The 14423-nt window shown below is 40.2% G+C and carries 9 protein-coding genes; 2 read left to right on the top strand and 7 right to left on the bottom strand.

The genetic code is table 11. The annotated features are described in order from the left end of the window. Positions 1–25 precede the first annotated feature (25 nt). The 3 genes from MMU07_RS03065 to MMU07_RS03055 all read right to left on the bottom strand — a co-directional run bounded on the left by MMU07_RS03065 (position 26) and on the right by MMU07_RS03055 (position 5441). Positions 26–628 (bottom strand): hypothetical protein, encoded by a 603-nt coding sequence (locus MMU07_RS03065; RefSeq protein WP_241124364.1) that lies wholly within the window; start codon positions 626–628, stop codon positions 26–28. 193 nt (positions 629–821) lie between these two features. Next, on the bottom strand, positions 822–2456 hold the full coding sequence (locus MMU07_RS03060; protein WP_241124363.1) for a RagB/SusD family nutrient uptake outer membrane protein: 1635 nt from the start codon (positions 2454–2456) through the stop codon (positions 822–824). Positions 2457–2474: 18 nt separating this feature from the next. Next, positions 2475–5441: a SusC/RagA family TonB-linked outer membrane protein gene (locus MMU07_RS03055; RefSeq protein WP_241124362.1), complete on the bottom strand. Its 2967-nt coding sequence runs from the start codon at positions 5439–5441 to the stop codon at positions 2475–2477. A gap of 519 nt (positions 5442–5960) precedes the next feature. Between MMU07_RS03055 and MMU07_RS03050 the strand changes: the two genes are divergently transcribed. Further along, on the top strand, positions 5961–6341 hold the full coding sequence (locus MMU07_RS03050) for a PH domain-containing protein (protein ID WP_241124361.1): 381 nt from the start codon (positions 5961–5963) through the stop codon (positions 6339–6341). A 48-nt stretch (positions 6342–6389) separates the two neighbouring features. On the opposite strand, the gene MMU07_RS03045 is transcribed toward MMU07_RS03050, so the two are convergent. The 4 genes from MMU07_RS03045 to MMU07_RS03030 all read right to left on the bottom strand — a co-directional run bounded on the left by MMU07_RS03045 (position 6390) and on the right by MMU07_RS03030 (position 13176). Further along, on the bottom strand, positions 6390–7463 hold the full coding sequence (locus tag MMU07_RS03045; protein WP_241124360.1) for a dipeptidase: 1074 nt from the start codon (positions 7461–7463) through the stop codon (positions 6390–6392). Between the two features lie 338 nt (positions 7464–7801). Beyond that, positions 7802–8266: a RidA family protein gene (locus tag MMU07_RS03040; protein WP_241124359.1), complete on the bottom strand. Its 465-nt coding sequence runs from the start codon at positions 8264–8266 to the stop codon at positions 7802–7804. 1172 nt (positions 8267–9438) lie between these two features. After that, a complete protein-coding gene (locus MMU07_RS03035; protein WP_241124358.1) occupies positions 9439–10752 on the bottom strand; it encodes a gluconate:H+ symporter in 1314 nt (437 codons plus the stop codon). 96 nt (positions 10753–10848) lie between these two features. Beyond that, positions 10849–13176 carry a T9SS type A sorting domain-containing protein gene (locus MMU07_RS03030; protein ID WP_241124357.1) on the bottom strand — a complete coding sequence of 776 codons (2328 nt, stop codon included), beginning with the start codon at positions 13174–13176 and terminating at the stop codon, positions 10849–10851. 24 nt (positions 13177–13200) lie between these two features. Between MMU07_RS03030 and MMU07_RS03025 the strand changes: the two genes are divergently transcribed. After that, positions 13201–14406: an Lnb N-terminal periplasmic domain-containing protein gene (locus tag MMU07_RS03025; RefSeq protein WP_418884501.1), complete on the top strand. Its 1206-nt coding sequence runs from the start codon at positions 13201–13203 to the stop codon at positions 14404–14406. The last annotated feature ends 17 nt before the right edge of the window (positions 14407–14423 follow it).

Raw genomic sequence — 14423 nt, 5'->3', positions numbered from 1 at the left:
TTTCACAAACTCACTCTTTTTCTGTTCAATTCGTAGGTGCCTGTTCTTGGGTTTGGCTTTTTTCAAATTCTTCTTTAAGTCTCTTTTCTACCCTTAAATCGGAGAAGACGGCTTGTACATGTTGGTCGTCCTTGATAAATAAGTTAATCCTTCTTTTGCCGTCGATTTTATAATAGACCTTTCCTTGCGTAGGATGGTTGATCAACTTGAAATCATCGCCATAGATTTCTTTGTATCTCTCCAAAACTTTCGGCAATAATTTTTCGGCCCAATATTGTCTATTCCAAGGAGCCCAAGCGACATAAGAATAGGTGACAGGCATTTCGAATATTTTTTCTTCAATAAAGGTCGGGTAAAACCGCATGCTGATTTCGCTGTCGTATTCATCTACGATCCTATATTCCACATTAGTAGTCCCCCCGGGACCTTGGGTGATTTTTTGTTGTTTATTCAATTCGGTACAGAGATCAAAAAAATCTTTTTGGGGCATACCCAAATGAAATCCTAAAAACAGACTGTCGGATTTGGATAAATTATTGTCCGAGGAGGTAAATATGGAAGAGTCACAACTTTGGATTAGCAGGACAAGAATGAATAGAGGGAACAATATGGTTATGTAACTGCGCATAGTTTATTTGAGTGTCAAGCAAAGTTTTAAATTTTCTCCTTTTGGAATATTTGGAGGGTTTGAGGATTTAAATTAAAGGAATTTGTGTCTATACTTCAATCCTTTTGGATAAAATATGGGTCAGAAAATTATATAAAAAAAAAGCAAGCTGAAAAATCTTCAGCCTGCTTTTTTAATTTGTATCAAACCCTAATTAATTGTATCCTGGATTTTGTTGTAATCTTGGGTTAGCAAGAAGCTGAGGTGCTGGAATTGGGAACAATTCCAAGAAGCTACCTGGAGTGTGTACTCTCTTAGGTCTGTTCATACCTGCAAAAGGCCACCATGCATCTCCATATTTTTTGAATCGGATAAGGTCCTGTCTTCTGGTCATCTCCACATACATCTCTCTACCTCTTTCTGCTAGAAGATTTTCTTCTGTCAAAGTGGCGAATGGAGTAAGATTACCTGCTCTGGCACGGATCTGATTGACCAAGGCCAATGCTTCGGTGGTTTGTCCTAATCTGAATCTTGCTTCTGCAAGTGAAAGGATCACATCAGAAAGTCTGAATATTACGAAGTCATTGCTCATGTTTTCTGTGCCACCTCTCTCATATTCATACTTTGCAATACGTGCTCCTGCCTGACGAAGTCCTCCCGGAGAAATTTCGTTGAGGAATGGCATGAAAGTAAGTGGTGGGCCATTTGGATCACCGTTTCTTCCTGTTGGATCGGTAGGTTCCACTCCTGGATCTATTAATGTAGTGCCGTCTGCCCTGAATTGAGGTCCAACCAAGAAATTGCTCAACCTGCCATCTATCGTACCTGTCGATTGTGTCAAAGCCAAACCTGTCCAAACTGGGCCCTGAACACCTGGATTTTTTGCAGGATCTACATAAGAATTATAAAATTCCTCTACAGTCTGATAACCATTCCAAGGTTGAGTGGTAAAGTTGAAGGTTGCTTGACTCACAATATGAAGTGCCATCATTGGCCAGTTGAAGCCTCTTGCAAATACCTTGTCATAAGGATAGACGAAGATATTTTCTGTTGACCGGCTGTTGTTGATAACGAAGTTATCCCTGTAAGACGGCATCAAGCTGTAAGGACCTGTGTTGATGATTTCAGAGGCATCCGCCGCAGCCAATGCCCACTGCGCAGTACCTGTATACACTTCCGAGTTCAGGTAAAGCTTCATTCTGATCATCAAAGCACTCCATTTGGTCATCCTTCCATAAGTGGTTCCATCTCTTGCTACAGGTAGCAAAGGAATGATTTCATTGAGTTCGCTCAATATGAAATCATAAACTTCTTTTCTTGATTTGGTAGCAGGTGCTTCTTCATCTGTAAAGTCGATTACAATCGGAACGTTTCCAAAAGCATCCATTGCCCAGTAATAATACAAAGCCCTCAATGCCCTGAGTTCTGCGATGAAGGCAGGAGAATTTGGATTATCTAATTGTTCAAAGGAAAAGATCAACCTGTTACAGTTATTAATACCTCCAAAGAGGAAATTCCAAGAGTTCTGCAAGAAAGGGTTATCAGGCTGGAATTCATGCTGGTGCAATTGCAGAAGCACACCTCCATCAAACCAGTCACCACCTTTGTGGGAGACTACGATTTCATCAGAAGCGATTTCATTGATTGACCATAGTCCGGAGTGGTTACCCAATCCACTTAAGGATGTATATGCTTGTCCAAGTGCAGAAATAAATTCCTCATCGGTTTTGAAGAAGTTATCCGCTGTAACTTCGCTGAATACTTCCTCTTCCAAATCGACGCATGATGAAGCGAAATAACTCATTCCAAGGCCAATCAAGAAGTATCTTATATTGATTAATTTTTTCATGATATCTTTTGTTTTAGCTTAGAAACTTAAATTAAGGCCAAGGGTAGTGATCGTAGTAGTGAAGTAAGTAGCTCTACGCTCGATACCTGGTGCAAGTGGATCATTGCCCGACTCCGAATCACCATATCTTACCTCAGGATCTACACCAGTGTATCCTGTAAACATGAATGGATTTTGTATAGAGATGAAAGTTCTGATTCTTCCGATTGCTTTGCCTGGTCCAACATTGAAGTTGTAACCAAGGGTAGCATTATCCAATACCACAAAATCAGCTTTTTCAACGTGAGAACTGTTGTATTCTGCTTTTGTAACTGCAGGATCGAAATACTTGGTATTCACGATATTCCAGTTTTGAACAGTAGTACTTTCTGTATTTTCATAGAAGCCTCTGTAGCTATTGATTAGATAGTGACCTACAGCTCCTCTAAAGAAGAAATTCAAGTCCCAGTTTTTATAGCCAAAGCTGTTATTGATACCAAAGTTCAATGTTGGATAGGCAGTTCCCAATTGGGTTCTGTCATCATTACAGTTACAATACACAGGGTTTCCGTTTGCATCTCTGGCTGTACCGTTGATTACCTGCATTATCGGAGCACCGGTTTCACTTACGCCTTGTTTGATTGGACCCCAAATCTGTCCAAGTGGTCCGTTTTCTTGGATTCGGATAAGTTGGGTTAGGTTTTGACCCGGAGATCCGAAGTTAGATCGGTAATTTACCTCTCCAAAACTTAGATCACCTGCTGACAAGCTCCTTAGATTTGTTCTCAAGGTGGAGAAATTGACTCCTGTTGTCCATCTGAAGTTTGATTTTTGGATCGCCCTATAGTTCAACATTACCTCTAGACCTGAATTCTGAAGTTCTCCAATGTTTAACTGGGTAGTTGGGAAAAGGTTTGGTGGAACAGGAACGTTGATAGGCAATATCATTCCTGTGGTAACCCTTGAGTAATAATCTATTGTACCGTCTAATTTGTTGTTAAGAATCACAAAGTCCAATCCCACATTGTATTCGTCTTTGGTTTCCCATGCAAGGTCCGGGTTGGCATTTGATACAGGTCCGAAAGAAGGAACAAATTGACCATTAAAGAAGAAGTTCCCCTGACGGCCAAATCTTAGCAATGACAAATAAGATTGACCAGGCTGTGTACCCGTTCTTCCGTAACTCGCTCTGAATTTCATAGCACTTACGCCTGTCATGTCAATCAAGTTGGCGATGTTTACACCCGCACTGATCGCAGGGAACAATCCCCATTTGTTGTTTGCTCCGAATCGAGAAGAACCTTCATATCTTGCGCTGACTGACAAAAGGTAGGTGTCTTCTATATTGAAGTTGGCACGTCCAAAGAATGCTACCAACCTGTTTGAATTGGCAAAACTTGAAACTGATGCCAAACCGTTGGCGATATCAAGTGCTGCACCGATATTATTGTAAGTGAATGCATCTGTAAGGAAATTTCCTGCTTCAGTGAAGTTTCCTTGGTTGAAAAACTCCTGGTAAGAATATCCGGCCAAGAAAGCCATTCCAACTTTACCTATTGTTTCATCATAATTAAGGGTAGTTTCAATGAGGTCATTAAGCCTTTCTCTGTTTTCTACTCTTGCGAGGCCATTCCTTCCAAATCCTCCTCCAAATTTAGCCGTCTTTGGTGAATAAGAACCTCTCCAATCAGTTTCTCTTTGGCTGGCATAGAATATAGCGCCTCTTAACTTGCTGGTGAAATTATATTCTCCACGGATACTGGCAAGAAGCCTACTGTCTCTACCATCAGCAATGTTTTGCTCTGCAATGGAAACAGGATTGAACCAGTCAAATATATCACGCTCATAATAGCCACCAAAGTTAGGACTCTGTGGGTTTGGATCGCGAATAGGAACTGTCGGATTGCTTATGATGGCATATCTGAAAGAGTTTTCGTTTCCAAACTCTCTATCAATAGATGTATTCGAAATGTTTACAGTAAAGATTGCTTTGTCATTCAGTGCTTTTTGGGTGAGGTTGATTCTTGCATTCAATTGGTCAAAACCTGAATTGATCCCGACACCTTTTACATTACGTGAGTTGATCGAAATCCTGTAGCTTGTACTCGCATTGCCACCTCCAAGGGAGAGGTTATTGATAAAGCTTAATCCAGTATTTGTTACTTCGTCCATCCAGTCGGTATTTCCACCAAGGTCCCTGGAGTTAGGAATCTGCTTGTATTCTTCAGCATTCATGACGCTGATTGTCCTTGCCACATTTTCTACTGCAGCACTGCTGTTGAATTCTACAACTGTTCTGCCGGTTTTTCCTGTTTTGGTTGTTACCAAAATAACCCCTGCAGAACCCCTAGTACCATAGATTGCAGCTGCAGATCCGTCTTTAAGAACATCCATAGATTCAATGTCATTAGGATCCACTGTACTCAAAGAACCACCAATCACACCATCAATTACTATGAGCGGCTCGGCGTTTTCTCCAATAGAGGAAATACCTCTCAGACGCATAGCAAAGCCTCCGTTGGGGTTACCACCCGGTCTTGCAATGTTTAGACCTGCCACTTTGCCCTGAAGCAACTGACGAGGATCATTGACAGTTCCCTGGTTGAAATCCTCAGCTTTGACACTTGTCACGGCACTTGTGATTTCTTTCCTTTCCTGAGTACCGTAACCTACTACGATGACTTCATTAAGGGCTTGTACAGATACTTTTAATCCGACATTGATCACAGACCTGTTTGCCACAGGTTGCTCCAAGGATTCGTATCCAATAAATGAGAAGACTAGGATTTCATCTGCGGCAGCCGCAATCGAAAAATTCCCGTCCAAATCAGAAATGGCACCTCTAGTGGTACCCTTTACCAAAACACTGACCCCTGGGATTCCTTCTCCAGAATCAGTGTCCGTAACTTTTCCAGTTATTTGGCTTTGTTGTGCAAAACTGAGGTTCGGAACACTCAGGCACAAAAGACAAAACAAAAGGAAAGCAAAATTCCATTGTTTTTTCATGGGTTAATGGGGTTTGATTGTTGATTTTTAATTAACACATCCCTATCTTTTTTCTTAATTAAAATCCTTTGAAAAGGGATTTAAACAGAATTTGGATAGAAAATGCTGTTTAATTTCAAGTTAAAAAATCTTAAAAACAACACTTTGCAATAAAAGATTTGACTATGGCAAATTTAATATTACTTTAATTTTATAGTTTGACGTGTCAGGAAATTAAATTTTATCGTCATTTTTCAAAAAAATATAATAAAAAAAATAAAAAATAATAATTTAAAATATTAATTTACGTAATATATACATGTTTAAAATAATTAATATAAACTATTTTTACTTATGCAAACCTTTGCATTTTTCCATAGGTGAAGTTTTTTTTTTACACATCATTGAAAAAAAAATCCTGCCTACCTGTGCACTAAAAATGAGAATTCAAATCAACGTGTTTTAAGTATGACCTCGCTGGATTATTGAATTAAATTTCCTTTATTGAATATAAAATTAAAATATTAAAAATTTTGAAATATGGGATTATTTTCTGCACTTCTCGGCAACGCAGGCCACGCCAACAAGGAAGACCTTGTCAAAGATTATGGAAGACTATTGATTGAGGGAGAGGAAATCGAAATGGGCTTCAAACTGATCAGAGATGTTTTTATTTTTACCAACAGGAGATTGATCTTGGTGGAAAAACAAGGGGTCACGGGTAGCAAGGTAGAATATAAGTCTATTTCTTATAAAAGTATCTCCAGATTCAGCGTGGAGACGACAGGTACTTTTGACTTGGATGCAGAACTGAAAATATGGGTATCAAGCGAACAGGATCCAAGCATCAAAAAACAATTCTCTAAATCTGTAAATGTGTATGATGTACAAAAAGTTCTGGCTACTTATGTTCTGAAGTGAACAAGGTCGGATTAATGCAGATACTAATGTTATTGTATTATGCAAATCCTATTTTGCCCAGGCTTTCCTCAAAAATCCCAACCAATTGCCGAACATCACTTTTTCAGTATCCTGTGCAGAATATCCTCTTTTTGAAAGTAAGCCGGGTAAGGTTTGTAGGTCAGCGATAGTTTCTAAGTCATGGGGGCATTGTTCTTTACCAAAAGCCCCATCTAAGTCAGACCCGATACCGATATGATTTGCATTTCCGGCAAGTTGACAGATATGGTCCATATGGTCAATCATTTTTTCCAAATTGCAGCCCATTTCTTTGGGATTGGATTTTCCCCTCACCCAATTGGGTACCATCATCCAGGCATCCAAGGCGCCGCCGATGACCGCACCTCTTTCAATCAGGACCTTGATTTGTTCGTCGGAAAATTGTCTGTTATGATTGACTAAGGCGCGGCAATTGTTATGACTTGCCCAAATGTGTCCATTGAAATGATCCAAAGCCTCCCAAAAACTGTCATCACAAAGGTGTGTGGCATCGAGGATGATATTCAACCGCTCCATTTCTTTGAGTAGTTCCCTGCCGTTTTTTTCTAATCCACCAGTAGCATCCGTGCCATTCGCATACCTGCCCGGCCCGTAATGCGCAGGACCCAAAGCCCGAAGGCCCGATTCATATGCTTTTTCCAGATAATTGACTTTTACGATGGAATCAGCACCTTCCAAAGAAAGAATGTAACCGATGGGTTTGGTACTCCAAGGAAGCTCGTGTAGCCATAAATGAATGTGCTTCTCAAGACTATCAAGGTCTGTGATTTGGGTCATTTCTCCCGCATCCTCCATGGCTTTGTACCATGCCAATTGTCCTTGAGTCTGGGCCCAAGCCTGCTCAGGAGAGTGCCAACCAGGCAAAGGATTGTCTTTTGCTACATACCTTGCAATCTGAGTAGCCACCACCAACCCTATATTCCCTTTGCGGAGTTCAGGAAGTGAAACCACTGCGTTTCCCCGATCCGGCTTATCTTTCAAACCTTTCTCCCGAGAATTGATCTCCGATAAAGATTTTGTCAGGTCCCTGTTCCATTCCAGGGCATTCATGCTGAGATCGAGGTGGGCGTCTATGGTGAACATTTTTTTAATTTAAATTGAAATAAGGTAGAAATATTATTGAAATACAGTAGAAATATGGTAGAAATAAATTGAAATAGGATTGGGTCTTGAGGTTTGATTACGATCAACCATTTTTTGAATCAATAGGATATTGATGAAATTTTAATATGTCGAAACCTCGAATAGCGTTTGATTCAGGACCTATATCCATTTATATCAACCATATATCGCGCAGCATATATCAATTAAATATCGCGAAGCCTATATCAACGTATTTCACGAAGTATATATCCATTTATATCGCAAAGCATATATCCACTTTATATCAATTAAATATCGCGAAGTATATATCCTTAAAATTACTCCAACTCAAAAAGTGCCTCAATCTCCACAGGAATATTATCAGGCAAAGAACCAAATCCTACTGCACTTCTTACGCCGATGCCATTCTCAGTTCCCCATACCGACGCAAACAATTCGCTGCAGCCATTGATGACATAAGGATGTCTTTCAAATTCCGGTGTACAGTTGACCATTCCCAATACTTTGATGACACGTTTGACTTTATTGAGTGAACCGATATTGGCTTTGATGGTGGCCAACATGGCGAGCCCGACTTGTCTTGCAGCCAATTTCCCCGCATCCATGTCCATGTCTTTGCCTACACGGCCGATGATAAGGGTTCCGTCTTCTTGGACTGTTCCGTGTCCGGAGAGGTAGAGGTATTTTCCATCAACCAAGCAGGGTTTATAAACACCAAGAGGTTTTGGTGGTGGAGGTAAAGTTAGTCCAAGTGAGGCAAAGTTTTCTTCAGCAGTTTTCATGAAATTAGATTTGAGATTTGAGACAGGAGATTTGAGATTCGGTTGAAGTATGATAGAAATAAGGTGGAAATACTGTAGAAATAAAGTAGAAATAAAGTAGAAATAAATTGAAATAGGATTGGGTCTTGAGGTTTGATTACGATCAACCATTTTTTGAATCAATAGGATATTGATGAAATTTTAATATGTCGAAACCTCGAATAGCGTTTGATTCAGGACCTATATCCATTTATATCAACCATATATCGCGCAGCATATATCAATTAAATATCGCGAAGCCTATATCAACGTATTTCACGAAGTATATATCCATTTATATCGCAAAGCATATATCAACTTTATATCATTTAAATATCGCGTAGCCAATATCCACCAATATCAATTATATATCCATTTATATCGACCCTATATCGCGAAGCATATATCAACTTTAAATCAATTAAATATCGCGCAGCCAATATCCACCAATATCAATTATATATCCATTTATATCGCGCAGCATATATCAACTTTATATCAGTTAAATATCGCGCAGCCAATATCCACCAATATCAATTATATATCCATTTATATAGACCCTATATCGCGCAGCATATATCAATTAAATATCGCGCAGCCAATATCCACCAATATCAATTATATATCCATTTATATCGTGCAGCATATATCAACTTTATATCATTTAAATATCGCGCAGCCAATATCCACCAATATCAATTATATATCCATTTATATCGACCCTATATCGCGAAGCATATATCAACTTTATATCAGTTAAATATCGCGCAGCCAATATCCACCAATATCAATTATATATCCATTTATATCGACCCTATATCGCGAAGCATATATCAACTTTATATCAGTTAAATATCGCGCAGCCAATATCCACCAATATCAATTATATATCCATTTATATCGACCCTATATCGCGAAGCATATATCAATTAAATATCGCGCAGCCAATATCCACCAATATCAATTATATATCCATTTATATAGACCCTATATCGCGAAGCATATATCAACTTTATGTCAGTTAAATATCGCGCAGCAAATATCAATTAAATATCGCGCAGCTAATATCCACCATATATCAATTTTATATCCATTTATATCAATCTTATATCGCGAAGCATATATCAATTAAATATCGCGAAGCATATATCATTTCAAATAAAAACATCCAAAATCAAAACCCCTCCCAATCCAACTACCGCCACGATTGTTTCCATCACAGACCAGGATTTGATGGTGTCTTTGACGCTGACATTGAAGTATTCTTTGTAAAGCCAAAATCCTGCATCATTAAAATGGGAAAACATCAAGCTCCCTGCGCCGATCGCCAATACCAATAAATTTGGGTCAACATTTCCGCCACTGACCATGGGTGCTATGATGCCTGCGGTCGTCAGTCCTGCGACAGTCGCCGAACCCACGCATACCCGGATGATGGCAGTGATCGACCAAGCCAAAATCAACGGATGGACATCCCATCCCTGAAGTGAATCTGCGATAGTCTGACTGACCCCTGAGTCCATCAAAACCTGCTTCAATGCCCCTGCCCCTGCAATGATCAACAAAATCATGGCGACGTCTTTGGCAGCCACGACATAGATATCCATTAATTGAGGGATTTTAAACTTCATTTTGACACCCAAAGTGAAAGTTGCTATCAACAAGGAGAGCAACATCACCATTCCCGGATCGCCCACAAATTTGAAATAGGGAAACAGGACGTGGTCAGGTGACATCTGTAGGCTGACTACCGTAGTGCCTACCAATAGGAAAACAGGAAAAAGGGCCGAAAAGAAACTGTTGAAGGTGCCAGGCAAATCCGCTTCTTCTCTTTGTTTGGCCTGAAAGGTTTGTAAAGGTTTTGAATCAATTCCCTTCAAAAACTTAGCGAAGAGTGGGCCGGCGATGATAATCGTTGGAATAACCACGATCAATCCATAAGCCAAGGTGAGTCCCATATTGGCCCCAAACTGAGCAACCAATGCTGCAGGCGATGGATGAGGTGGTAAAAATCCGTGGGTAACTGAAAGTGCTGCCAGCATCGGAATGCCAACATAGACCGCGGGAAGTTTGTACCTGTAGGAAACTGAAAAAACCAAAGGAACGAGCAATACAAAGCCGACATTGTAAAACAGAGGAATTCCAACAACCAAGCCTGTGACCATCATGGCCCAAGTCACGTTTTTTACCCCAAAGATGGACATCAGCGTATCGGCGATTCTTTGTGCTGCACCGCTTTCTGCTACCAGCTTGCCCAACATGGCACCCATCACGATGACGATGACCAAGTCTCCGAGCAATCCGCCGATTCCTTTTTGGATGGAACCTGCGATTTGTTCAGGGGGAATTCCCAATAAGAAACCTGCCAGAATAGAAGAAATCAAAAAAGCCAAAAACGGATTAAGCTTCAGCCAAGTGATAAATAAGATCAGAACCAAGATGCTGACGAAAACAAATAAAATGGTCATAGGTTGCGGTTGGGTTTGACCAACAAGTTAAAAAATTAATCGAAATAGGCGCTTTTGAAGCACTTCATAATTTTACAGAAGGCAAATATTCAGGATTTATTTCTTCAGTAGCTTCAATACATATTTCTTATCGTTTGTTATCAGCTCCATGAGGTACATTCCGGAACTGAGTTTTTCAAGCAATTCTTCCATCATGCCTTGGGAAAAATTGCCAAAATAGAGTGGTTGCCCTTTCAAATCCGAGATTCTAATTTGCACTTTGTCTTGGTTGGTCCCTTTCGGAAATACGAAATGGATTTGGCCATTTTCATAAGGATTAGGCCAGACATTTACCTTTTGGGTATTATTCTCTGGATTTCCTTCAGTTCTAAATACTTTGCTGAAAGAGCTTTTTCCATCGAAATCCCTCTGTTCGATTTGAAAGTAAGTTTGGGCATCGCGCATTTTTTCGAAATACGAAAACCGGTATTCCTGGATTTGATCACTATCTCCTTTGGAGTCAACTTCTCCTATGATTTCAAAATTTCCAATGCCATCCATCGAGCGATGGACGATAAACCGTTCGTTATTTGACTCCTTGGCGGTAGTCCAATAAACATCAATGTTTTGTTTGTTCCATTTTGCTGATACCTCAAGCCAGGTCACAGGCAAAACTGATAGTATCCGAAAACTACCGACAGTAAATGGATTTCCGTTGATCTGACCATATTCTAATTCCCTTCTAGCCCAAAGCAAGGTCGGGTCCAATCCCGGCAAATGATTACCACTGGATGCGTTTCCATTTCCGGTGATTCTCAGGTCGTCCACATCGTCCACCACGAGATTTTCAGCCGATATTCTCATTTCAATGGGGTTTGTGCTTGGACTCATTCCCGAAAACTCAAAATAGCTGTTCAGTTGATAGAGAATCGGGGTTCCATCCAAATCATCGTACATCGGGTCATCATTGCTCCCGGGAATTTCTATGAAACGGACGGAAATATTTCCACCCGGAGAATTGCCCAAAAGCTGCACTTTTCTAATTCCACCTTGGTACAAGTCTTCAAATGGGAATGTAGCATTGTCGGAAGTCAATGTTGCAGGGATTTGGTTATAGTATAACTGATTCAAATTGAGCCATTTTCCTCCTTCATAAGTCAAAGCTCCGCCTCCCCCTGTATTCACATAAAGGTCAAATCCCGTGAAATCCACTTGCCCGTTTTTCATGATGAAGTTGGCCTTGGTCCTCACATCTGAATAGAAAATCAAACTTCCCGTCGGTTTATTGACTTCCAATTGCTGTACATCGATATCAAAACCGATGACTTGTTGAATTCCGGTTCCTTGAAATCTCAGGAAAGTGGGTGCTTCTACTATATTTCCGCCTGTAAGCCTTGCAAAGTCACCATTCAAAAACAGAGAATCGGTCAATAGCTTGTTGGAGGTATTTTCAAAAAGGATGTTATTGTAGGTTTTGGGATTTCCTGAAGTTGCAAAAGTAGTCCTTACCAAACGTTGGTTTCCGGAATTGGAGCGGTAATACACATTTCCTTCAAACCTTAATTCTGCCGCATCCATGGTAGGATCGTTTCCAAAAAGTACCAAGTTTGCTCCGGGTTTTACCTGGAATAAGCCCGCAGTGATGGATGCAGATCTTCTGATAATTTGATCCAATGGAGCAGAGCAGTTGGAAATGAAGGTTGCACCGGGTTCTATTATAAAGTCACCATAAGGCCCCGTTCCATTGAATGCTATTTGGTTATTAAACGAGAAAGTAGAACAGGCAGGAATCCCCATGGTATTGACTGTCTGGACAAGAGTCCCGCTTAGGACTATAAATGCATTGGCTTTAAAAGCGGAATTCACAGTCAATGTTTCTCCGGGATTGGGATTGAAAACCACCACATACCTGCTGTTTGAATTTTGGGCGCTCCAAGAAGCCCGATCGACAACTGTTCGTGAGGTTCCTTTAAACACAATTTTACCTGTTTCCGGATATATCCAATCAGTCAATAAACTTGACCCATTATTCAATATAAAATCGGACCCGGATTTTTCCATCGCCCTCAATGCGCCATACACCTGCAATTCAAAAGTCTGAAGATTCAGTTTCCGACCGGGTAAAGCTGCACTGAATAAATAAACATTTTTTGCTTCTTCATTGCCTGTCAGCCTGATTTCATGTCCCTGCTCAATGAAAATATTGTTGTTGAGATTGGGTTTTGAAGATGCAGCAATCCATGTTCCCCCATCCCAAATCTCCCAAACCGCGGGATTGTTGTAATCTCCGGAAGCAATACTTTTGTAATCATTGAGTTCGAGGACGATTTGTCCCTGGGCGATGAAAGGATTTACAAATGTGAAAAAACAGATTACAAGATTATTCCTATAAATTCGTATTGAATTTAAAAAGGCAAGGACGGAATAACGTTTGTAAAAAGCCATATTTGAAAAAGTTTTGACCTATCCATGAAATTTAGTTTTATGCTTGTTCATTTGAAAAAGTTCTTACTCACTTATTCGTTTATTTATTCGACTATTTTTTTTGCGTCCGCACAGGATTACCAAATAAGTCTTTTGACTTGTGATCCGGGGGACCAGCTCTACTCTGCTTTTGGGCACAGTGCGATCCGGGTTTTGGAGAGACAAACCGGTCAGGACCTGGTATTCAACTATGGGACTTTCGACTTCAATACACCTTATTTTTATGTCAAATTCACCCAAAGGACTTTGGATTATATGCTGAGCGTATCGACATATGAGCGGTTTATTACAGAATATAATTACTACCAAAGGGATGTCAGGGAGCAGGTTTTGGATCTCAGTCCCGAACAGATTGAAAGACTCGTCCAATTTCTCCAGGTCAATTATCAGCCACAAAACAGGTTTTACCGCTACGATTTTTTCTATGACAATTGCGCAACGAGGATCAGAGATGTAATGGACAGGGTTTTGGGAAAACAGCTTGACTGGAATGAAGAGCAAAATCCAGAACGCAAAACCTTCAGAAATCTGATCGATGAATATGTGTATCCATTGCCTTGGGCGGATTTTGGAATAGACCTTGCCCTAGGTTCGGTAATCGATGTCAATGCCTCTGAAAGGGAAAAACAGTTCCTACCGGATTATATGGAATCGGCTTTTGGCAAAGCCTTGATCGTCGGTGATGGTCCTACACGGCCGTTAGTCAAAGAAAACAAAGTAATCTTAGAGTTTCCGGAACAGGAATCCCAAATAGACTTGTTCAACCCATACATCCTTTGGTGGGTATTTGCCATACTTGTGATGGCCTTGACTTATTTTGGTTTTAAGAAAAAACGACTTTTCATCGGATTTGATGTTGGTTTCTTTACTGTTTTAGGCTTATTGGGATTGCTGATTACCATGCTTTGGTTTTTCACTTTCCATTCCCAGACCAAATACAACTGGAATATCCTTTGGGCTTTTCCAGGCCACCTGATCTTGGCCATCATGCTTTTGAGAAAATCCATTCCTGCATGGGTGAAAAAATACTTGCTTTTTGCCCTGATTTCGGCAAATGTTGGTTTGGTGTTTTGGATCTTCGGCTGGCAGTCTTTTCATCCGAGCCTTGTGCCTTTGCTGTTGGTCCTGATTCTCCGAACCAATTTCCTGTATTATAACTTGGACAAATTTAAACCGATTCTGAAAGGATAAAATTTCAGAAATCAAAA

The sequence above is a fragment of the Cognataquiflexum nitidum genome (assembly GCF_022538055.1).
GTDB classification, from domain to species: Bacteria; Bacteroidota; Bacteroidia; order Cytophagales; family Cyclobacteriaceae; genus Cognataquiflexum; species Cognataquiflexum nitidum.
Note: the sequence above shows the minus strand (reverse complement) of the source record. Positions and strands in the feature narration are given on the sequence as shown.

What these genes read in the sequence shown, in the direction of transcription:
- MMU07_RS03065 (WP_241124364.1), bottom strand. Translation starts at nt 628, where the DNA reads ATGCGCAGTTACATAACCATATTGTTCCCTCTATTCATTCTTGTCCTG.
- MMU07_RS03060 (WP_241124363.1), bottom strand. Translation starts at nt 2,456, where the DNA reads ATGAAAAAATTAATCAATATAAGATACTTCTTGATTGGCCTTGGAATG.
- MMU07_RS03055 (WP_241124362.1), bottom strand. Translation starts at nt 5,441, where the DNA reads ATGAAAAAACAATGGAATTTTGCTTTCCTTTTGTTTTGTCTTTTGTGC.
- MMU07_RS03050 (WP_241124361.1), top strand. Translation starts at nt 5,961, where the DNA reads ATGGGATTATTTTCTGCACTTCTCGGCAACGCAGGCCACGCCAACAAG.
- MMU07_RS03045 (WP_241124360.1), bottom strand. Translation starts at nt 7,463, where the DNA reads ATGTTCACCATAGACGCCCACCTCGATCTCAGCATGAATGCCCTGGAA.
- MMU07_RS03040 (WP_241124359.1), bottom strand. Translation starts at nt 8,266, where the DNA reads ATGAAAACTGCTGAAGAAAACTTTGCCTCACTTGGACTAACTTTACCT.
- MMU07_RS03035 (WP_241124358.1), bottom strand. Translation starts at nt 10,752, where the DNA reads ATGACCATTTTATTTGTTTTCGTCAGCATCTTGGTTCTGATCTTATTT.
- MMU07_RS03030 (WP_241124357.1), bottom strand. Translation starts at nt 13,176, where the DNA reads ATGGCTTTTTACAAACGTTATTCCGTCCTTGCCTTTTTAAATTCAATA.
- MMU07_RS03025 (WP_418884501.1), top strand. Translation starts at nt 13,201, where the DNA reads ATGAAATTTAGTTTTATGCTTGTTCATTTGAAAAAGTTCTTACTCACT.